The sequence below is a fragment of the Pantoea cypripedii genome, from assembly GCF_002095535.1.
Lineage (GTDB): Bacteria > Pseudomonadota > Gammaproteobacteria > Enterobacterales > Enterobacteriaceae > Pantoea > Pantoea cypripedii.
Genome location: NZ_MLJI01000001.1, coordinates 1,936,029 through 1,955,669 on the forward strand (window position 1 = coordinate 1,936,029; position 19,641 = coordinate 1,955,669).

Here is a 19,641-nt window from a genome sequence, read left to right on the forward strand (position 1 = left end):
ACGCGCTGATTTTTCGCTGTACCCGTAAGAGAAGTCAGTGTGGTAGCGCTTACACCGATTCGTTTAAAGCTCGCTAAAAACAACATTGTGCCGGAGAGCATCATGCATAAATTCACTAAAACGCTGGCGGCAATTGGTCTCGCCGCGCTTATGTCACATTCCGCTATCGCCGAGACGATGAAGCTCGGTTTTCTCGTCAAACAACCGGAGGAACCCTGGTTCCAGACTGAGTGGCGCTTTGCCGATAAAGCCGGCAAAGATCTCGGCTTTGAAGTGATCAAAATCGCTGTACCCGACGGCGAAAAAACCCTGAATGCCATCGACAGCCTGGCGGCCAGCGGGGCGAAAGGGTTTGTGATCTGTACCCCGGACCCGAAACTGGGATCGGCGATTATGGCGAAAGCCCGCAGTTATGACCTGAAAGTGATTGCGGTCGATGATCAGTTTGTTAACGCCAAAGGCAAACCGATGGACAGCGTGCCTCTGGTTATGATGGCGGCGACCAAAATCGGCGAGCGTCAGGGTCAGGAACTGTATAAAGAAATGCAGAAACGCGGCTGGGATGTGAAAGAAACCGGCGTGATGGCGATCACCGCCAACGAGCTGGATACCGCTCGTCGTCGCACCACCGGTTCGATGGATGCGTTGAAAGCGGCAGGTTTCCCGGCGGCTCAGATCTATCAGGTTCCCACCAAATCCAACGATATCCCTGGCGCGTTTGACGCCGGTAACTCGCTGCTGGTGCAACATCCGAAAGTGAAACACTGGCTGATCCTCGGCATGAATGACAACACCGTGCTGGGCGGCGTGCGCGCCACAGAAGGCCAGGGCTTCAAGGCACCGGATGTGATCGGCATTGGCATTAACGGCGTGGATGCGGTGAGCGAGCTTTCCAAAGGGGAACCGACCGGTTTCTACGGCTCGCTGCTGCCCAGCCCGGACGTACACGGCTATAAAAGCAGCCAGATGCTGTATGAATGGGTAACCAAAGGACAGGAACCGGCGAAGTTTACTGAAGTCACCGACGTGGTGCTGATCACCCGCGATAACTTCAAAACCGAACTGGCGAAGAAAGGGCTGATGTAATCCTGTTGCGTGCGCTCTGTACCCGCGGGGACAGAGCGCCTTATTCACCACGATATGGAGTTCCCATGAACACTGATTCTGACTTTCTGTCGTTTCATGGTATCAGCAAGACATTCCCCGGTGTGAAAGCGCTCCAGGATATCTCGTTCAACTGCCGTGCCGGTGAAGTGCATGCGTTGATGGGTGAGAACGGTGCGGGCAAATCCACGTTGCTGAAAATTCTCAGCGGCAGTTATCAGCCCACCGCGGGCGAGATCCACATCAAAGGTAAGCCGGTACGGTTTAATCACACCACCGAGGCGCTGGATGCCGGGGTGGCGATCATTTATCAGGAACTGCATCTGGTGCCGGAAATGAGCGTGGCGGAGAACATCTACCTCGGTCAGATTCCGCATCGTCATGGCTTGGTCAACCGCAAATTACTGCGCTATGAGGCGGGTTTACAGCTGAAAAACCTGGGGATGGATATCGACCCGGATATGCCGCTGAAATACCTGTCGCTCGGCCAGTGGCAGATGGTGGAAATTGCCAAAGCGCTGGCGCGTAACGCGCGCATTATCGCGTTTGATGAGCCGACCAGCTCACTGTCGGCGCGTGAAATCGAACACCTGTTCCGTGTGATCCGTCAGCTGCGCGAGCAGGGTCGGGTCGTGCTGTATGTTTCACATCGCATGGAAGAAATTTTTGCGCTGAGTGATGCCATCACCGTATTTAAAGATGGCCGCTACGTGCGCACCTTCACGGATATGAAAAACACCCACCATGAAGACCTGGTACAGGCGATGGTGGGACGCAATCTGGGGGATATCTATGGTTACGCGCCGCGTGATTTGGGCCCCGTGCGTTTGCAGCTGGACCAGGTGGAGGCGAAGGGTGTGCGTATGCCCATTTCGCTAGAAGTACGGGCTGGCGAAATTGTCGGGCTATTCGGCCTTGTCGGGGCCGGTCGCAGTGAATTGATGAAGGGGCTATTCGGTGCCACCCGCCTGCGCGGCGGCAGTGTGTCGCTGGATGGTAAAAAACTCAATATTCGCCAGCCGATCGATGCGATCCGTGCGGGCATTATGTTGTGTCCGGAAGATCGTAAGGCGGAGGGCATCATCCCGGTGCATTCGGTGCGCGACAACATCAACATCAGTGCGCGTCGCCACAATCTCACCGCCGGTTGCCTGATTAAGCCCGGCTGGGAGGCAAAAAATGCCGACAGCCATATCCGTTCGCTCAATATCAAAACCCCGCATGCACAGCAGCTGATCATGAACCTGTCAGGCGGTAACCAGCAGAAAGCCATTCTTGGCCGCTGGTTGTCGGAGGAGATGAACGTGATCCTGCTGGATGAACCCACGCGTGGCATTGATGTTGGCGCAAAACACGAGATTTATAACCTGATTTATCAACTGGCAAACAAAGGTATTGCCGTGTTGTTTGCCTCCAGCGATCTGCCCGAAGTGATGGGCCTGGCCGACCGCATCGTGGTGATGCGTGAAGGCGAAATTGCCGGTGAACTGCCACACGACCGTGCCACGGAGCAGCTGACGCTGGGCCTGGCGATGCCGAAAACGACTCAAGCGGCCGCCGTGGCCTGATGTAAAGGAGAGCAATTATGGCTTCATCTACCACTTCTAATACGCCACCGGCGCAGCGCAGCGGCCTGCAACTGGGACGTATCTGGGATAACTTCGGCATGCTGGTGGTGTTCGCACTGCTGTTTATTGCCTGTACCATTTTTGTCCCCAACTTTGGCTCCTTTATCAATATGAAAGGGCTGGGGCTGGCGATGTCGATGTCGGGTATGGTGGCGTGCGGCATGCTGTTCTGTCTCGCCTCCGGGGATTTTGACCTGTCGGTTGCCTCGGTGATCGCCTGCGCAGGCGTGGTCACTGCGGTAGTGATCAATATGACCGAAAGCCTGTGGATTGGTGTAGCAGCGGGTCTGCTGCTGGGTATGGCGACCGGTTTTGTTAACGGATTCGTGATTGCCCGGCTGAAGATCAATGCGCTGATCACCACGCTGGCCACGATGCAGATTGTACGTGGTTTGGCGTATATCTTCTCCGACGGTAAGGCGGTGGGTATCGAAGATGAACGTTTCTTCGCCCTGGGTTATGCCAACTGGTTTGGCTTGCCAGCCCCGATCTGGCTGACTATCGCCACCATGATCGTGTTTGGTTTCCTGTTGAATAAAACCACCTTTGGCCGTAACACGCTGGCGATTGGTGGCAACGAGGAAGCGGCGCGTCTGGCCGGTGTGCCGGTGGTGCGTACCCGTATCATCATTTTTATCCTTTCCGGGTTAGTCTCGGCGGCGGCAGGCATCATTCTGGCATCGCGTATGACCAGCGGCCAGCCGATGACCTCGCTGGGCTACGAGTTGATCGTGATTTCTGCCTGCGTCCTGGGCGGGGTGTCTCTGAAAGGCGGTATCGGTAAAATTTCTTACGTGGTGGCCGGGGTATTAATCCTGGGTACGGTTGAGAATGCGATGAATCTCCTGAATATATCGCCTTTCTCACAGTATGTGGTGCGCGGTTTGATACTGTTAGCGGCGGTGATTTTTGACCGTTACAAACAGAAAAATAAAGCCGCCTGAGTCGGTGACAACAACGGAACGGTAACAGCCGTTCCGTTACGGTTATCAATCACGCGAAAAGTGAGGGCATTATGTACCACCGCGAACCCCCTGTGGCACAACAAAACCCGTTATTACCGGGTTACCCCTTTAATGCCTGGCTGGTGGCCGGGCTGACGCCGATTACCGCCGATGGCCCGCTCGATTTCTTTATCGACCGTCCGCTCGGCATGAAAGGTTATATCCTCAATCTGACCATTAAAGGCGAAGGTCGGGTGTTTGATGGCGAACAATCATTCGACTGCCTGCCTGGCGATATGCTGCTGTTTCAGCCGAAAACCCCGCACTACTATGGTCGCGCAGCGGATAGCCCGTGCTGGTTCCATCGCTGGGTCTATTTCCGCCCGCGTGCCTACTGGACGGACTGGCTGCAATGGCAGGACGAATCCCAGGGGGTGGGGCGTCTGCGTCTGCCGGAAGCGCAGCGTGCGGAATTTGATCGTTTGTTTGCCAGTATTGAACAGACGCACAATTCCGGACGGCGTTTTGCCGAAGAACTGGCAATGAACCTGCTGGAGCGACTGTTGCTGCGCGCGGTGGAAGAAGATCCGCGTAGCCATCAGCAAATCCGCGATCCGCGCGTGATTGAGGCCTGTCAGTACGTCACCAATCATCTGGCGAGTGAGGTGAAAATTGAGGAAGTGGCGCGCCATGTCTGTCTGTCACCCTCACGCCTGGCGCATTTGTTCCGCGAGCAGATGGGCATCAACCTGTTGCGCTGGCGTGAAGACCAGCGGGTGATCCGCGCCAAACTGCTGTTGCAGACCACCCAGGAGCCGATCGCCTCGGTAGGCCGCGAAGTCGGCTATGATGACCAACTGTATTTTTCACGCGTGTTCCGTAAACGCGTGGGTGTCAGCCCCAGTGATTTCCGCCGTCGCAGCCAGGATGCACAGGATGCGCTGGTGGCCCAGGAAAGCTGGCAACCTGCAAGGAGTGCGATCTCCTGAGCTTTCAGGTGATTCCTTCTTGTCCTCACTGACTGATTCGTCTTAAATCAGTCAGGTAACGAACAAGAGGAATGATAATGAGCGATAAACTTCGTGTCGGCCTGATAGGCTACGGATTTGCCAGCAAAACTTTCCATGCACCGTTGATCGCCGGTACGCCAGACGTTGAACTGGCGGCGGTTTCCAGCAGCGACGCCACAAAAGTGCACGCTGACTGGCCTTCGGTGCAGGTGGTTGCCGATCCTCAGACGCTGCTGGACGATCCGACTCTGCACCTGATTGTAATTCCTACCCCGAATGATACCCATTTCCCGTTAGCCAAAGCGGCGCTGAACGCAGGCAAGCATGTGGTGGTGGATAAACCTTTTACCGTCACCCTGTCGCAGGCGCGTGAACTGGATGCGCTGGCAAAAGCGAAAGGTCTGCTGCTGTCGGTATTCCATAACCGCCGCTGGGATAGCGATTTCCTGACGCTGAAGTCGCTACTGGCTGATGGCTCTCTCGGTGAAGTCCGTTATCTGGAGTCACACTTTGACCGCTTCCGCCCGGAAGTTCGTCAGCGCTGGCGTGAGATGAAAGGGCCGGGCAGCGGTATCTGGTTCGATCTGGGACCGCATGTGCTCGACCAGGCATTGCAGCTGTTCGGTGCGCCTGTTGCCATCAACGTCGATATGGCTGAACTGCGTACCGGTGCGCAAACCACCGATTATTTCCATGCCACGCTGACTTATCCGCAACGCCGTGTGGTGCTGCACGCCAGCATGCTGGCGGCGGCGGAGTCGGCGCGTTTTATCGTGCACGGCACGCGCGGCAGCTACGTGAAATTTGGTCTCGATCCCCAGGAAGACCGTCTGAAGGCGGGCGAACGTCCACCGAAAGAGGAGTGGGGTTACGACATGCGTGATGGTGTGCTGACGCTGGCCGATGGTGATGTGATGGTGGAAAAAGCCTTGCTGACGCTGCCAGGCAACTATCCGGCTTATTATGCGGCAGTGCGTGATGCTATTGCTGGCACTGGCGCGAATCCGGTCACAGCGGAAGAAGCGATTCAGGTGATGGAGCTGATTGAGCTGGGCCTGCAATCGGCAGAGCAACGCCAGACGATGTCGTTGAAATAATCGTGACTCTCTCCCGCCAGCGGGAGAGAGTTTTCGTGCAGGAACAATTAATCCTTAATCACCACATCCGGGAAACTCGCTTTAACGCAACGAGTATAATCACCCTTAGTCAACGCGCTGAAATCGTTTTCCTGCCAGTTAACCAGTTTGCATGCATAGGACTTCCCGCCTGGGTGTTCGGCAACATAGCTGTCATCTTTCACCCAGAACAAAGGCATCGCCGCTGAACTCTCTTCACTGAATTGTTTCATACCCTTGCAACCCAACACTTCACTGTCCGGTACGGATACACCCAGCTGTTTGGCAAAGGCTTTGTAATACTCGATACGGTTGAGCGACTGCTGGATTTCTACGCTGCCACCACATTCGACACCCCCGTTAATGATTTGGGTGGTCACACCAAAGCCGGGAACCAGTCCATTGGCCTTGTCTGCCGCATTTGGCTGCCAGCTACCATCCATCACGGCCTGCATACTGGGCTTAGGTGGTTGCGGTTGCACATAGAAAAATATCGCACTGGCGAGGTTGAGCCAGGTGTCAGCGACCAGATGAGGTTGTTTCAACAACACGTTCACATCACCATACATGGCTTGTGAGAAAACGCCGTAGTTGAAGTTATAACTTAACTGTTTAGCGCCGCGTCCAAAATAACTGAGCGCATTGCCCTGGCTGTCTTTAGCACACGGCCAGGCTTTGCCCTGCCAGGTGTCAGGATTACAGGTTGCGCCGGTATATTTATCATAACTGGTTTCGTCAAGGCCCATTTCCCTGACCCAATGCAATCCTTGTTGCCACTGCGCCACGTCACTCTCGCTGGCATGCTCACCGGTTTCCTGCACAAAGTGCGCAAACATGGTGGCGAGCGTCTTTTTACAAATTCCTTCCGCATCCTGCCCATTGTCGCTATCCGCACAAAGCACCGGGAATTTACCGACTGCCTTCAGGAAATTTTCATAGGTGTAAGCGGGAGCGCGGTGCGGGAAGAAGGTATCCCATTTAGCGGCTGTCACCAGCGCTTCTACGCGCTTCACGTTGGCCGGATTGTTTGACGCGCCTGGCTTAATCTGCTCAACCTGATTGTTACTCAGTGTGCGAATGGCTTTTTTTACTGCAATCAGTTGTTCCGTGTTCGTCAGGGCGGCTTCATGTTCATCCAGCGCTTTTTGGCTCAGCTCCAGACCCGGTTCAGATGCGCCACCGTGCAGACTCCATGCTGAATCCCATGCCCAGCCCTCACCTGGTGCATAGACTGAAGATTCTCCACTGCACCAGTTAGCGACCTGACATTGATAATCGTTACCCTGGTTACTGACAATCTCGCCCATTTTGTATGGTTTGCCAGGCTGATATTGCGGATAGTCAGACGGCCCGGTTTCAGGGGGAACAGGCGGCGTTGGTTCAGGATCCGGTGTCGGTTCGGGATCGATATCGGGTGCCGTGCCGATTTTTTTCCAGACGTTTTCCCAGCTGTGGGTGACCGTCGGGTTCGGTGTTTCACCTGGGTTGGCATACCATTGCGCCTCGAAATCCCCACCCTGCCAGGTGACTTTCTCTCCGCCGGTATAGGCTTTGTTGGTATCGTATTTGTCATAGGCATGGAGTTGAAATGATACCAACATGCTGACGGTAAGCAGGGACAATGCCATCCCATGGAGTCTGTGCTTATTTTTCACTTAATAATCTCATTCATTAACGTAATAAGGTGGTTTGGTTAGCGCTGTAACCAGGTTACGAATGAGACCATCCTGAATATCTGCAAATGTTGTTTAATATCAAATTGAATTTTTAACGTATGGATTCTCGGATTAAAAAAGAAATGTCCTGCGGGGGGAATATTCGGTACTGATTGATTTGAGAAAATGATGCGATGTCTGACAACATGGAGAAATCAGCGGTGCTGATAAAGCCAGCACCGCTGAGATAAGATGCAGGAAATGTTTATCCCGCCACGCGCGCGCGTAACGCCGCTTTCTCCGCTTCAGTCAAAAACGCAATGGTCACGCCATTTTCCTGCGCCTGGCGCATTTCCGCCACGCTCAGTCCGGCCTGTGGTGCCGCCACCTGATATTCATGCGCCAGTTCAATCCCCTGAACGGCCGGATCATCGGTGTTGATGGTGGCGAGAATGCCGTGATTGAGGAAGGCTTTCAGCGGATGGCTGGCGAAGGACGCCACGGTGCTGGTCTGAATGTTGGACGTCAGGCAGGATTCGATACCGATCTTCTGCTCAGCAAGAAAATCCATCAGCGCACGGTCTTCAATCGCCTTCACGCCATGACCGATACGCTCAGCCCCTAGTTCACGAATCGCCTGCCAGATGCTTTCCGGACCTGCCGCTTCTCCGGCGTGCACGGTAATACGGAAACCGGCATCGCGGGCGCGGTTAAAGTGGCTGAGGAATTCACTGCCTGGGAAGCCCAGCTCGTCACCCGCCAGATCCACCGCGGTGATGCCATCACGATGCGCCAGCAAACCTTCCAGCTCACGCAGACAGGCTTCTTCGCCAAAAGTACGGCTCATGATGCCGATCAGGCGCACATCCACACCGTATTGCTGAACACCCGCGCGCACGCCATCAATTACCGCTTCCACCACACCAGCAATCGGCAGCTGATGCGTCATCGCCATATAGCCGGGTGAAAAGCGCAGTTCGGCGTAATGGATCCCGGCACGGGCAGCGTCTTCGACGTTTTCCAGCGCAATACGACGGCAGGCATCAAGATCGCCCAGCACCTTCACCCCCCAATCCAGTTTTTGCAGAAAGCTCACCAGATCCGGCTCGTTTTCCGTGACCTGCACATGCGGACGCAGCGCATCAAGGCTGGTGGCAGGTAGGCTGAGATTAAACTGGCGACCTAAATCGAGGATGGTTTGCGCACGGATGTTGCCATCAAGGTGGCGGTGAATGTCGGTAAGAGGAATTTTGGAATCAAACATGGCGCACTCGCTGAGTTATTGTGAAGTGCAGAGCATTATAAAAACTTCTTGCGCAACAGCGCCAGCAATTTGCGCAAATGCGCGGCTGGATGCTGGATAAAGCAGCATTCAGCCGGATCGTCATCAGGTCATCTTCGAGCGGATAAACATAAAAAAGGGTTCATGATAAACATGAACCCTGATGTTTTTCTGAGGCTAATTAACCGGAAGTGAATTATTCAGGCATGCCTTCGCTGGTCTGGCTGCCCAGCATATAGCGCGACAGGAACTGCTCCAGCGTCAGTTTGTCACCGTTCATGGTGACCTGGCCATTGGCGTATTGCAGGCTGGTAGTGATGTTGTCATCCTGCTGCTGCGTCAGACGGAACATCTGGCCCATCGCCGCCAGCCCTTTCACCTGTTGATCGGCCAGTTTCTGCGCATCATCGCCCTGATAACCTTCCGCCAGGCCAACATGGCGCATCACTTCCGTCGCCATCGGCATATTGATCACCAGCTTGCCATCCAGGGTTTTCAGCACGCGATCGACTGCGGCGCTCAATGTCTGCACGTCGCCGGTTACGCTGGCCGGATCGTTAAAACCGACATTCAGGTTAAAGGTGCTTTCGCCTTTGTCGTTCTTCCAGCTGAGCGGTGCGATGCTGAGGGTCGGTGAACCTTTCAGCAGCGTCGGCAGGTTGTTCATCAGGATGGTATGTACGCCTTCCTGATAACGGATCGGATCATCAATCAGCCCCGGCTGACTCAGCAAATCCTGAATTTGCGCGTTATAGGTATCGGAGAAGGCTTTCACTGCCTGGGCATCAAACTGCGCCAGTTTCATGGTGATCTTTGCTTCGCCAAACGGCTGTTTTTGCAGGCTGATATTGCCGACCTGATAGTCAATCTGGCCGCCAATCTTGCCATCTTTATTGTCGAACGATGAAGTCCCGTTCATTTTCTCCAGCGTCAGACCTTCCTGACCATTCACACTGGCTGTCAGCTTATCCAGCGCAATGCTTTGATCGCCGACGCGTACCCCTTCCGGGCTAAGATGGGTGTCGCCATTCACCTTCAGGCCGTTAAGGGTAAACAGCACCGGCTGATTGACTTCGTTCTTGCTGGCGAAAGCGATACTGGAAAAATCGCCCTGCAAACCAATATTGTCGCCTTTTTCATCGGCGCTGATATTCAGCGTGCCGCCGTTAGTCGCCAGACGTACGCCATTCTGCGCGTCCTGATAATCGGCTGGCAGCAGCGCCAGGGCGGTGTCAGTGGCACCGCTGTAACCAACGCGGGTGTCGGCACTCACCAGCGATTTACCGTTGGTCAGCTCAAACAGTTTCTTCACCGCATCGGTGTTTTCCAGTTCGCTATGTACCGATGCCATACTCGGGAGGAAAACGCCGCGCTTTAACTGTGAAAAAGGGAAGGGACCGTGATCGATAACGGTGTTCAGCACAATGCTTTGACCCGGCTTCAGCAGCGGGTTGTCTTCAGTTTGCGAGCTGGCCTGCAACACCAGTCGGGCTTTACTGCTGAACAGGCCGCGCTGGTAATCCTGATAGCTAAGCGTCAGGCGGCTGTTCGGCGCGTAAGCGTTGAGCTGCGCATTGGCGTTTTGCACCATTTGATCGATATGGCTTTCCAGTTGCTTGCCGGTGAACCAGGCGGCACCGGTCCAGATTACCCCGAGAGCCACAATCACACCTACGGCAACCTTGGTCTTTTTCATCGCTGAGTCGTCCTTATCCTTGCGTCCGCATACGCTGCTGGCCTGTGCGCGACGGGTGAAGAAAAACGCCCGCAGGCGTTTTTAATTAATAGTTTGAAAATGATAGCAGTTAACGATGCAGGCGTCAGCCGCTTCAGTGGAGGGCGTTGAACACGCGTGCCAGGCGGCCGGTGCCTGCTGCGGTGACCGGTGACTCAGAGGCCGCGATAAAGCAGGACTCACCCGGCTGTAAGACCAGCTGCTCGCCTGATTTCTCAATGATTGCCTGGCCTTCGATGCAAAACAGCAATGCGGCGCTTTGCTGCGCCAGCTCTTGTGGTTGAGCGTGCAGGGTATGAATGGCGAAAGCAAAATCCTCGACCGGGATTGGGAAATTCAGGGCGTCTCCCTGTTGCTGCGGCTGAGTCAGCAGCGTAGCGGCGGGTTTGGCGTGGAATTTCAGGTTTGCCAGCAGCTCAGGGATGTCGATAAATTTCGGCGTCAGGCCAGCGCGCAGCACGTTATCCGAGTTCGCCATCACTTCCAGTGCCACGCCCTTCAGATAAGCATGCGGAGTTTCGGCAAACAGGAACATCGCTTCACCCGGTTGCAGGGTAATCACGTTCAGCAGCAGCGGGGAGAACAGGCCGCTGTCGTCAGGATAATCGGCAGAGATGGCTTTGATGGTCTGCCAGGGTTCGCCTTCACGGGCGTTCAGCGCCGATTTCAGCACCCCAATCGCCAGCGACTTCGCATCACCGGTCAGTGACAGCAGGGTGGCGAACAGTTTGGCCAGATTGTCTTCATCAGCATTTTCCAGAAAATGGGCAATCTGCGGATGCGCTCCGGCAACCGGCTCCAGCAGCGAAACGATTTCATGCAATTCGCGGAAGCCATTCATGGCCTGAAAGGGGGTCAGGGCGTAGACCAGCTCGGGTTTGTGGTTGGCATCTTTGTAATTGCGCTCGGCGGCGCTCAGCGGAATCCCGGCAGCGTTTTCACGCGCGAAGCCCACTTCAGCTGCGCTTTTGCTGGGATGGACCTGAATGGATAACGGCTGGTCGGCGCACAGCACTTTAAACAGAAACGGCAGTTCGCCGAAGCGATCCGCCACAGCGGCACCGAGCATGGCGGTTTTGTCGGCATCAATCACGTCACGCAGTGAACGGCTTTCACCATTGATCTCCACGGTGGACGGGCTTTTCGGGTGTGCGCCCATCCACAGTTCCGCCATCGGCAACCCCTGCGGGTTAGCGATGCCGTAGAGTTCAGTCAGTGCGGTTTTGCTGCCCCATGCGTAGTTTTGCAACGAATTGTTCAATTTTTGCATCATTTGTCCCCAGTAACGATAGGCTTATAAGCATTTTAAGGCATAAAGTGCCATTGAAAATACATCAACCAGTGCAATAAATGCGAATGACTCTCATAATGTAAAATTCTGAAAAGTGACAATCTTGCCCGCTCAGTTGGCCTTGCAGCAAGAGGATGCTGGGCGTAAACCTCAAAAATATGAGTTAAGGAGACGCAGTCATGGCAGCCCATCGCATTGAAAAAGACTCAATGGGTCCGATCGAAGTTCCGGCAGATAAGTTATGGGGAGCGCAGACACAGCGCTCGCTGGAGCATTTCCGTATTTCGACCGAGAAAATGCCGGTCGCTCTGGTGCATGCGCTGGCGCTGACCAAGCGTGCCGCCGCTCAGGTTAACCGCGATCTGGGCCTGTTACCGGCAGAACGTGCCGATGCGATTATGAAGGCTGCTGACGAAGTGCTGGCCGATAAGCACAGCGACGAATTCCCGCTGGCGATCTGGCAGACGGGCTCCGGCACGCAAACCAACATGAATATGAACGAAGTCCTTGCCAACCGTGCCAGCGAAATTCTCGGCGGCGAGCGCGGCATGTCACGTCTGGTGCATCCGAACGACGATGTCAATAAAAGCCAGAGTTCCAATGATGTGTTCCCTACCGCCATGCATGTGGCCGCGGTTATCGCGGTGCAGGAACAGCTGATTCCGCAATTGCAGGTACTGAAAAAAACGCTAAACGATAAAGCCATTGCCTTTAAAGACATCGTCAAAATTGGCCGTACTCACCTGCAGGATGCCACGCCGCTGACGCTGGGGCAGGAGATTTCTGGCTGGGTGGCGATGCTGGAACATAGCCTCAAACATATCGAACACAGTATCCCGCATCTGGCGGAACTGGCGCTGGGCGGCACGGCGGTGGGCACTGGCCTCAACACCCATCCGGAATATGCGGTGCGTGTGGCTAAGGTGCTGGCGGAACTCACCAAACAACCGTTTGTGACGGCTCCGAATAAATTTGAAGCGCTGGCGACCTGCGATGCGCTGGTACACGCGCACGGTGCGCTGAAAGGTCTGGCGTCCTCGCTGATGAAGATTGCCAACGATGTGCGCTGGCTCTCTTCTGGCCCGCGTTGTGGTATTGGCGAGCTTTCTATCCCGGAAAATGAACCGGGCAGTTCCATTATGCCAGGTAAGGTCAACCCGACGCAGTGCGAAGCGGTGACCATGCTGAGCTGCCAGATTTTTGGCAATGATGTCGCCGTTAACGTAGGCGGCGCATCAGGTAACTTTGAACTGAACGTGTACCGTCCGATGATCATCCACAACTTCCTGCAATCCATTCGTCTGCTGGCTGACGGCATGGACAGCTTTAATCATCACTGTGCGACGGGCATTGAACCGAACCGCGATCGTATCGAGCAACTGCTGAACGAATCACTGATGCTGGTCACCGCGCTCAATACGCATATCGGTTATGACAAAGCGGCAGAAATCGCCAAAAAGGCCCATAAAGAAGGGCTGACGCTGAAGGGTTCGGCGCTGAAACTCGGCTATTTGACCGAAGAACAGTTCGATGCCTGGGTGCGACCGGAAGATATGGTCGGCAGCCTGAAGCAATAAGCTGCACGAGAAGGGAAGGCCAGCGATGCTGGCCTTTTTTATGCCAGCCGATCACACCACAAATGCAGACGGGGAATGATCAAATGCAAAGGTTCCGCCTGTGGCTTATAGCGATGCGCCACGTTATCCGCATCATAATCCAGTAATTCCCCCAGCACCGGCACCTGGCTGCGATCGCGACACAGCACCAGCAGCGGGGAAGGACAGGCGAGCTGAGTTTGCTTCTTCTCCTCGGCACGCCAGACACGCGCGACGGGCTGGACTTTCACCGGTCGTTTGATTTTCAGCCTGGCGTTAAGCGGGAGGTCGCGCACGGTTTCCAGTTCCTGCTGCACTTTCTCTGCCCATTGCTCTCGCGTCCACGGGGCCTGCGCCCGGTTGGCTTTCAGGCTGCGCTCCAGTTGCTCGATAATCTCTTCACGTTTGACGTTCTTGATGATGTTCTTATTGGCCCAGCCGAAGCGCAGGCTGTCAGGTGCGTCCAGCAAAGTCACGTTGCGGTAAGCATTCAGGGTAATCAATCCACGTAAATGCTGGTGAACAAACTCGAAACGCGCTTCGGCAGGCAAACCAGATTCCACGGTGATCAGCTGCTCCAGCCGCAGTTTGAGTGCGTTAATTTCCGCAACTAAACGGGTGATGGTGTCGCTGCTGGCTTCATCGGCTTCAATGCAGATAGCACCAGGCAGCCGCACCGCGGCTTTGGTACTGAGTTTCTCCGACTGATGCTGCATAAACAGCCGGCAGTAGTGGGCTAGCGCCATCTCGCGGGCCACGTCACCCAGATGCTGGGTCACCTTGATACGCGAAATCTCGTCATGTTCGTGGCCTTTTTCAATATCAGGCAGACTGAACACCCGGGCAATCAACAGCGGTTGTTGCTCAACCTGTTGGCGTAACGCCGCTAAATTCTGCTCCAGCGCGTTAACGCAGGCATGCAGGTCGGAAATCAAATCGTAACGAGCCATGCGAGGTCTCCCTAGTTACAACATACCAAATGTGGCAGCGAAACGAATCACTGGCAAGTGCGGTTTGTAATTACAACATACCAAAAATCAGTGATGATCCGCGCAGGCCTGCCACGACGGCGTAAGGATTCTGTTAAGCAGAGGGCTTTAGCGTTTTTCACAATAGATTAACGTGTTATAACAACTGCTTTGCCTGCTAACGGAATATTCTTGTGGAGCAACACGCGAAGCCCGGCGTTCCCGCCATCATCACCTTAGGGCTGGTTCAAATCCTCTCCTGGGGAGGTTCGTTTTATCTGATGGCGGTGATGGCCAATCCGATAGTCGCAGAAACCGGCTGGTCACAGCAGTGGGTTTACGGTGCGTTGTCGCTGGGTATTCTGGTTTCCGGCTTGCTGGCGCCGTTGAGTGGCCGTCTGATTGCCCGCGCCCGGGGCCGTTCGTTGTTGGCCGCGAGTGGGGCCGTGATGGCCATCGGCCTGGTGATGATGGGCGCAAGTCACAGCCTGCTGTTGTTCCTTTTTGCCTGGGTGATCATCGGCGTTGGTATGGCAATGGGCTTATATGATGCGTTGTTTGCCACCCTGGGGACTTTATATGGAGGGCAGGCGCGCGGAGCGATTACCGGCATCACGCTGATTTCCGGCTTCTGTACCACGCTGGTGTGGCCGGGTACCGCGTTGCTGATCCACTGGCTGGAGTGGCGCGGTGCCTGTTTTGCCATCGCGTTGCTGCTGTGTGTGGGCGTGTTGCCCGCTTATCTCTATGCGCTTCCCGCTACGGCAGGTAACAAGAGCAGCGGGAAATATCCGAAAGTTGCCGTAAAAAGCGATTTGTCCCCCGGTTTGTTTTGGCTGTTATGCAGCATTTTCACTCTGGCTTCGGTGATTATGACCGCTATCTCAGTGCAGCTGATTACCCTGCTCCAGGCAAGCGGTCATTCCCTGACCGCCGCGCTGGCGATCAGCGCCATTCTGGGGCCTTGCCAGGTCGGATCGCGGATTGTTGACATCGCTTTTAAGCGCGGTCATCCCATCTGGACCACCTTTTTCTCGGTGGGTTTGGTGGCGATAGGCTTATTGCTGCTGGCCTGTTTTCCGCAGTTTGCGCTACTGAGCATGGTGCTGTACGGTGCCGGAAATGGTTTACGTGCCATTGTGCGTGGAACTTTGCCGCTGGTGATGGTCAAACCAGAAGCCTACGCCGTCGTAGTGGGGCGCATGGCGCGTCCGGCATTGATTGGTCAGGCACTGACACCGCTGGTTGGCGGCTACGTTTTTCAGCATCTTGGTGCCAGTGCCACGCTGTGGTTACTTTGCCTGCTGGCGCTCATTAACGTGCTGCTGGTGGTGGTGCTGAAGCAAAAATTACCGGCTATTCCCCCGCAACCGGAAAGGGGAGTGGTAAATTAAGCAGCCTGTGCGCTTATGCCTGAGGAAATGATGAATACGTGCCTTGATCACAGACCCTCGCTTCTAAAAAGCAACAGTGTTTGTTATATTTATTGCTCAATGATTACTCACTACCGCGGCATGAAAACAACAAGATAGACCGCAACTCAGGATTAAAGAAATGCTTGATTACCGCTTCCCGACAGCTTTGCAGATGGTTTTGAGCGTAGCGATGGCGGAGCAATTGGGTAAACGCTCGACCAGTGCCATTCTGGCTTATGGCCTGGAAGCGAACCCCAGTTTCATCAGGAAACTCATGGTTCCGCTCACACGCGATGGCATTATCGTCTCGACGTTAGGCCGTACCGGTTCCATTCATCTGGGCCGTCCGGCTGGCGAGATCACCCTGCGCGATATTTATACCTCGGTGATTGAAGACAAAAAACTGTGGGCCTCACGCCCGGATGTTGCGCCGCGTTGCCTGGTGAGTGCCAACCTGTGCTGGTATTTCAAATCGATAGCCGATGAGGCTGAACAGGCGTCCCTTAATGTGCTGGAAAAACGCACCGTGGCGGATGCTCTGGCTGAACTGAAACAACGCGATACCAGCAACTGCGAACCCCTGCCAGACTTCGAAATCGAAGACCTCTGTAAGAAATCCCGCTGATTTTCCCGGAGCGCATCAATGCGCTCCCTGCACATTTCTTCACACGCAAAAAAAATCCAGGCATATAGCCTGGATTTTGCATTGTTCTGGAAAGTCGGAGCTATCACACCGTCTGCATTTCGCCTTCCGGTTGTTTACGTGTCACCAGCTTACGCAGCGCCACATAAAACACCGGGGTCAGGAACAAACCAAACAGCGTCACGCCCAGCATCCCGGAGAACACCGTAATACCGGTGACACCACGCACTTCGGCACCGGCACCTTCACCGAGAATCAGCGGGATAGTCCCGGCGATAAAGGCGATGGAGGTCATCACGATGGGACGCAGACGCAGACGACAGGCTTCCAGCGCGGCTTCAACAATCCCTTTGCCCTGCATCTCAAGTTCACGGGCAAACTCGACAATAAGAATCGCGTTTTTACACGCCAGCCCCATCAATACCACCAGACCGACCTGCACGAACACGTTGTTATCGCCGCCAGTGAGCCACACGCCGACCAGTGCCGACAGCATGGTCACCGGAACAATCAGGATCACCGCGAGCGGCAGCGTCCAGCTTTCGTACAATGCCGCCAGTACCAGGAATGCCAGCAACACCGACACCGGGAAGACGATAAAGGCTGCGTTACCCTGGGTGGATTGCTGGTAGCTCAGGTCAGTCCATTCGATATTCATGCCATTCGGTAACAGCTGATTCGCGATGCTTTCCACTTTGGCCATCGCCTGTGAAGAAGAAAGCACGCGCGGGTCGGCGTCACCAATCAGGTCTGCCGCCGGATAACCGTTATAACGGATCACCGGATCCGGGCCATAGGTGGTGGTGATATTCACCATGCTGCCAATCGGCACCATCTCACCGCGATCGTTACGGGTGCGCAGATTGGCGATATCCTGCACGCTGTCGCGGAAATCCCCATCAGCCTGCGCCATCACGCGCCAGGTACGACCAAACTTGTTGAAATCATTCACATACGCGGAACCCAGGTAAACCTGCAACGTACTGAACAAATCGGTCAGCGACACACCCTGCGCTTTGGCTTTATCACGATCCACCTGCACATCCAACTGCGGCACGTTAGCCTGATAGGAGGAGATCGGGAACATCATGCCGGGCGTCTGCATCACCGCACCGGACAGGGTATTGATCGCCGTTTGCAGCTGACCATAACCAAGACCGGCACGATCCTGCACATAAAGCGAATAACCGGAACCCTGACCCAGACCGAGGATCGGCGGCGGCATGATGGAGAAGCCAAAGCCGGACTGAATTTTGCTGATTTTAGCGTTCAGTTCCGCGTTAATCTGCGCCGCAGTGCGCTTACGCTGGTCAAACGGCTTCAGGCCAAAGAACACCGTGCCGGTATTGGGCGTATTGGTGAACTGCAAGGCATTGAGGCCGGGGAAGGCCACCGCATAATCGACGCCTTCGGTGTTCATGCCGATCTCGCTCATCTTACGAATCACTTCGTCGGTACGCGCCAGCGACGATCCTTCCGGCATCTTCACACCACCAATCAGGTACAGCTTATCCTGCGTCGGGATAAAGCCGCCGGGTACGCTGTGGAACATCCAACCGGCACCCGCCAGCAGCAGCACGTAAACACCAAATACCGCCCCGCGACGACGCAACGTTTTGCCCACCAGCGATTGATAGCCGTCGGCACTGCGCTGGAAGAAGCGGTTAAACGGACGGAACAGCCAGCCAAATAACCGATCGATCAGCCGCGTCGCCATGTCTTTCGGCGCATGGTGATCCTTCAGCAATTTTGCCGCCAGCGCCGGAGACAGCGTCAGCGAGTTAATGGCCGAAATCACCGTTGAGATAGCGATGGTGACCGCAAACTGCTTGTAAAACTGGCCGGTCACGCCGGAGAGGAAAGCCATGGGGACAAATACCGCACACAGCACCAGCGCGATGGCGATAATCGGGCCGGATACTTCACGCATCGCCTGATGTGCCGCCGCCGTCGGCGATAGCCCCTGTTCGATATTACGCTCGACGTTCTCCACCACCACGATGGCGTCATCGACCACGATCCCGATGGCGAGTACCAGGCCAAACAGGCTGAGGGTATTGAGTGAAAAGCCCAGTAGATACAGCACGCTAAAGGTTCCGACCACCGAGATTGGCACTGCCAGCAGCGGGATGATCGAAGCACGCCAGGTTTGCAGGAACAGAATCACCACCAACACGACCAGCACCACTGCTTCCAGCAGGGTATGCACCACCGCTTTGATCGAGTCGCGTACGAACACGGTCGGATCGTAAGGTGCTGCCCATTGCACATCGTCCGGGAAACGCGTGGCCAGCTCGGTCATTTTGGCGCGCACCGCGTTGGAAAGATCGATGGCGTTGGCACCCGGTGCCTGGAAGATACCGATACCTACCGCGTCTTTGTTATTGAGCTGCGAACGCAGAGCATAGCTGCCGGACCCCATCTCAATACGCGCCACGTCACGCAGACGCACCAGCGAACCGTCGTCGGCGGTTTTCAGTATAATATCGCCAAACTGTTGCTCGCTCTCCAGCCGTCCCTGGGTGTTGATCGACAGCAGAAAATCGCTCTCTTTCTTCAGCGGTTCGGCACCGAGTTGACCGGCAGACACCTGCACGTTTTGCTCCTGCATCGCGCTGACCACATCCGAGGCGGTCAGGCCACGCGCCGCCACTTTATTCGGATCGAGCCAGACGCGCATCGCGTACTCACCCGCACCGAAGATCTGAATCTGGCCGACACCCGGCAGGCGGGCCAGCTCATCTTTCACTTTCAGCGTGGCGTAGTTACGCAAATAGAGCGAGTCATACTTACCGTGGGGTGAGAACAGATGCACCACCAGCGTCAGGGTAGGCGACTGCTTTTGCGTGGTGAGACCGAGCTGGCGTACCGCATCCGGCAAACGCGCTTCAGCCTGTGCCACACGGTTCTGCACCTGTACCTGGGCCTGATCGGGATCGGTACCCGGACGGAAGGTCACGGTGGTGACCAGCACGCCATCAGAACCGGCCACTGATTTCATATACATCATGTTTTCCACCCCGTTGATCGCTTCTTCCAGCGGCGTGGCCACCGAATCAGCAATCACTTTGGGGTTGGCGCCGGGATATTCTGCGCGCACCTGCACGCTGGGCGGCACCACATCGGGGTATTCACTGATCGGCAGCAGCGGAATGGCGATCAGCCCGGTGACAAATATCAAAATCGACAGCACAGCCGCGAAAATTGGCCGGTCGATAAAAAAGCGGGAGAAATCCATAACAGGCAGTCTCGATAG

General features: G+C 55.3%; 14 protein-coding genes. 8 read left to right on the forward strand and 6 right to left on the reverse strand.

The window, feature by feature from the left end; genetic code table 11:
• Nucleotides 1-102: 102 nt before the first annotated feature.
• From HA50_RS09045 to HA50_RS09065, 5 genes are all read left to right on the forward strand, one after another.
• Nucleotides 103-1,086 carry an arabinose ABC transporter substrate-binding protein gene (locus tag HA50_RS09045; protein ID WP_084874426.1) on the forward strand — a complete coding sequence of 328 codons (984 nt, stop codon included), beginning with the start codon at nucleotides 103-105 and terminating at the stop codon, nucleotides 1,084-1,086.
• A 65-nt stretch (nucleotides 1,087-1,151) separates the two neighbouring features.
• Complete coding sequence (araG, locus tag HA50_RS09050; protein ID WP_084874429.1) at nucleotides 1,152-2,672, forward strand: L-arabinose ABC transporter ATP-binding protein AraG; 1,521 nt, start codon at nucleotides 1,152-1,154, stop codon at nucleotides 2,670-2,672.
• Nucleotides 2,673-2,689: 17 nt separating this feature from the next.
• Nucleotides 2,690-3,676, forward strand: coding sequence for an L-arabinose ABC transporter permease AraH (araH, locus tag HA50_RS09055; protein ID WP_084874432.1), 987 nt, complete (start codon nucleotides 2,690-2,692; stop codon nucleotides 3,674-3,676).
• Nucleotides 3,677-3,747: 71 nt separating this feature from the next.
• Entirely contained in the window at nucleotides 3,748-4,665 is a 918-nt protein-coding gene (gene araC / locus HA50_RS09060) for an arabinose operon transcriptional regulator AraC (RefSeq protein ID WP_084874435.1), read from the forward strand.
• A 77-nt stretch (nucleotides 4,666-4,742) separates the two neighbouring features.
• The gene (locus HA50_RS09065; RefSeq protein WP_084874438.1) at nucleotides 4,743-5,783 is read left to right on the forward strand and encodes an oxidoreductase; all 1,041 of its coding nucleotides are present in this window, start codon (nucleotides 4,743-4,745) and stop codon (nucleotides 5,781-5,783) included.
• Nucleotides 5,784-5,830: 47 nt separating this feature from the next.
• Here the strand turns inward: HA50_RS09065 and HA50_RS09070 are convergent, their stop codons facing one another.
• From HA50_RS09070 to manA, 4 genes are all read right to left on the reverse strand, one after another.
• Nucleotides 5,831-7,429: a glycoside hydrolase family 19 protein gene (locus HA50_RS09070; protein ID WP_084874440.1), complete on the reverse strand. Its 1,599-nt coding sequence runs from the start codon at nucleotides 7,427-7,429 to the stop codon at nucleotides 5,831-5,833.
• A 292-nt stretch (nucleotides 7,430-7,721) separates the two neighbouring features.
• On the reverse strand, nucleotides 7,722-8,720 hold the full coding sequence (gene add, locus HA50_RS09075; protein ID WP_084874443.1) for an adenosine deaminase: 999 nt from the start codon (nucleotides 8,718-8,720) through the stop codon (nucleotides 7,722-7,724).
• 214 nt (nucleotides 8,721-8,934) lie between these two features.
• Nucleotides 8,935-10,434, reverse strand: a complete 1,500-nt coding sequence (locus tag HA50_RS09080) for a YdgA family protein (RefSeq protein ID WP_084874446.1) — start codon at nucleotides 10,432-10,434, stop codon at nucleotides 8,935-8,937.
• A 133-nt stretch (nucleotides 10,435-10,567) separates the two neighbouring features.
• Nucleotides 10,568-11,743 (reverse strand): mannose-6-phosphate isomerase, encoded by a 1,176-nt coding sequence (gene manA / locus HA50_RS09085; RefSeq protein ID WP_084874448.1) that lies wholly within the window; start codon nucleotides 11,741-11,743, stop codon nucleotides 10,568-10,570.
• A 200-nt stretch (nucleotides 11,744-11,943) separates the two neighbouring features.
• Here manA and fumC point away from each other — a divergent pair, with 200 nt between their 5' ends.
• Complete coding sequence (gene fumC / locus HA50_RS09090) at nucleotides 11,944-13,341, forward strand: class II fumarate hydratase (RefSeq protein WP_084874451.1); 1,398 nt, start codon at nucleotides 11,944-11,946, stop codon at nucleotides 13,339-13,341.
• A 38-nt stretch (nucleotides 13,342-13,379) separates the two neighbouring features.
• On the opposite strand, the gene tus is transcribed toward fumC, so the two are convergent.
• Nucleotides 13,380-14,309 (reverse strand): DNA replication terminus site-binding protein, encoded by a 930-nt coding sequence (tus, locus tag HA50_RS09095; protein ID WP_084874454.1) that lies wholly within the window; start codon nucleotides 14,307-14,309, stop codon nucleotides 13,380-13,382.
• A gap of 212 nt (nucleotides 14,310-14,521) precedes the next feature.
• Between tus and HA50_RS09100 the strand changes: the two genes are divergently transcribed.
• Nucleotides 14,522-15,721, forward strand: a complete 1,200-nt coding sequence (locus HA50_RS09100) for an MFS transporter (RefSeq protein WP_084874456.1) — start codon at nucleotides 14,522-14,524, stop codon at nucleotides 15,719-15,721.
• A 160-nt stretch (nucleotides 15,722-15,881) separates the two neighbouring features.
• Nucleotides 15,882-16,367: an RrF2 family transcriptional regulator gene (locus tag HA50_RS09105; protein ID WP_084874458.1), complete on the forward strand. Its 486-nt coding sequence runs from the start codon at nucleotides 15,882-15,884 to the stop codon at nucleotides 16,365-16,367.
• Nucleotides 16,368-16,470: 103 nt separating this feature from the next.
• Here the strand turns inward: HA50_RS09105 and oqxB are convergent, their stop codons facing one another.
• Nucleotides 16,471-19,623: a multidrug efflux RND transporter permease subunit OqxB gene (oqxB, locus tag HA50_RS09110; protein ID WP_084874460.1), complete on the reverse strand. Its 3,153-nt coding sequence runs from the start codon at nucleotides 19,621-19,623 to the stop codon at nucleotides 16,471-16,473.
• Nucleotides 19,624-19,641 lie beyond the last annotated feature (18 nt).

What these genes read in the sequence shown, in the direction of transcription:
- HA50_RS09045 (WP_084874426.1), top strand. Translation starts at nt 103, where the DNA reads ATGCATAAATTCACTAAAACGCTGGCGGCAATTGGTCTCGCCGCGCTT.
- araG (WP_084874429.1), top strand. Translation starts at nt 1,152, where the DNA reads ATGAACACTGATTCTGACTTTCTGTCGTTTCATGGTATCAGCAAGACA.
- araH (WP_084874432.1), top strand. Translation starts at nt 2,690, where the DNA reads ATGGCTTCATCTACCACTTCTAATACGCCACCGGCGCAGCGCAGCGGC.
- araC (WP_084874435.1), top strand. Translation starts at nt 3,748, where the DNA reads ATGTACCACCGCGAACCCCCTGTGGCACAACAAAACCCGTTATTACCG.
- HA50_RS09065 (WP_084874438.1), top strand. Translation starts at nt 4,743, where the DNA reads ATGAGCGATAAACTTCGTGTCGGCCTGATAGGCTACGGATTTGCCAGC.
- HA50_RS09070 (WP_084874440.1), bottom strand. Translation starts at nt 7,429, where the DNA reads ATGGCATTGTCCCTGCTTACCGTCAGCATGTTGGTATCATTTCAACTC.
- add (WP_084874443.1), bottom strand. Translation starts at nt 8,720, where the DNA reads ATGTTTGATTCCAAAATTCCTCTTACCGACATTCACCGCCACCTTGAT.
- HA50_RS09080 (WP_084874446.1), bottom strand. Translation starts at nt 10,434, where the DNA reads ATGAAAAAGACCAAGGTTGCCGTAGGTGTGATTGTGGCTCTCGGGGTA.
- manA (WP_084874448.1), bottom strand. Translation starts at nt 11,743, where the DNA reads ATGCAAAAATTGAACAATTCGTTGCAAAACTACGCATGGGGCAGCAAA.
- fumC (WP_084874451.1), top strand. Translation starts at nt 11,944, where the DNA reads ATGGCAGCCCATCGCATTGAAAAAGACTCAATGGGTCCGATCGAAGTT.
- tus (WP_084874454.1), bottom strand. Translation starts at nt 14,309, where the DNA reads ATGGCTCGTTACGATTTGATTTCCGACCTGCATGCCTGCGTTAACGCG.
- HA50_RS09105 (WP_084874458.1), top strand. Translation starts at nt 15,882, where the DNA reads ATGCTTGATTACCGCTTCCCGACAGCTTTGCAGATGGTTTTGAGCGTA.
- oqxB (WP_084874460.1), bottom strand. Translation starts at nt 19,623, where the DNA reads ATGGATTTCTCCCGCTTTTTTATCGACCGGCCAATTTTCGCGGCTGTG.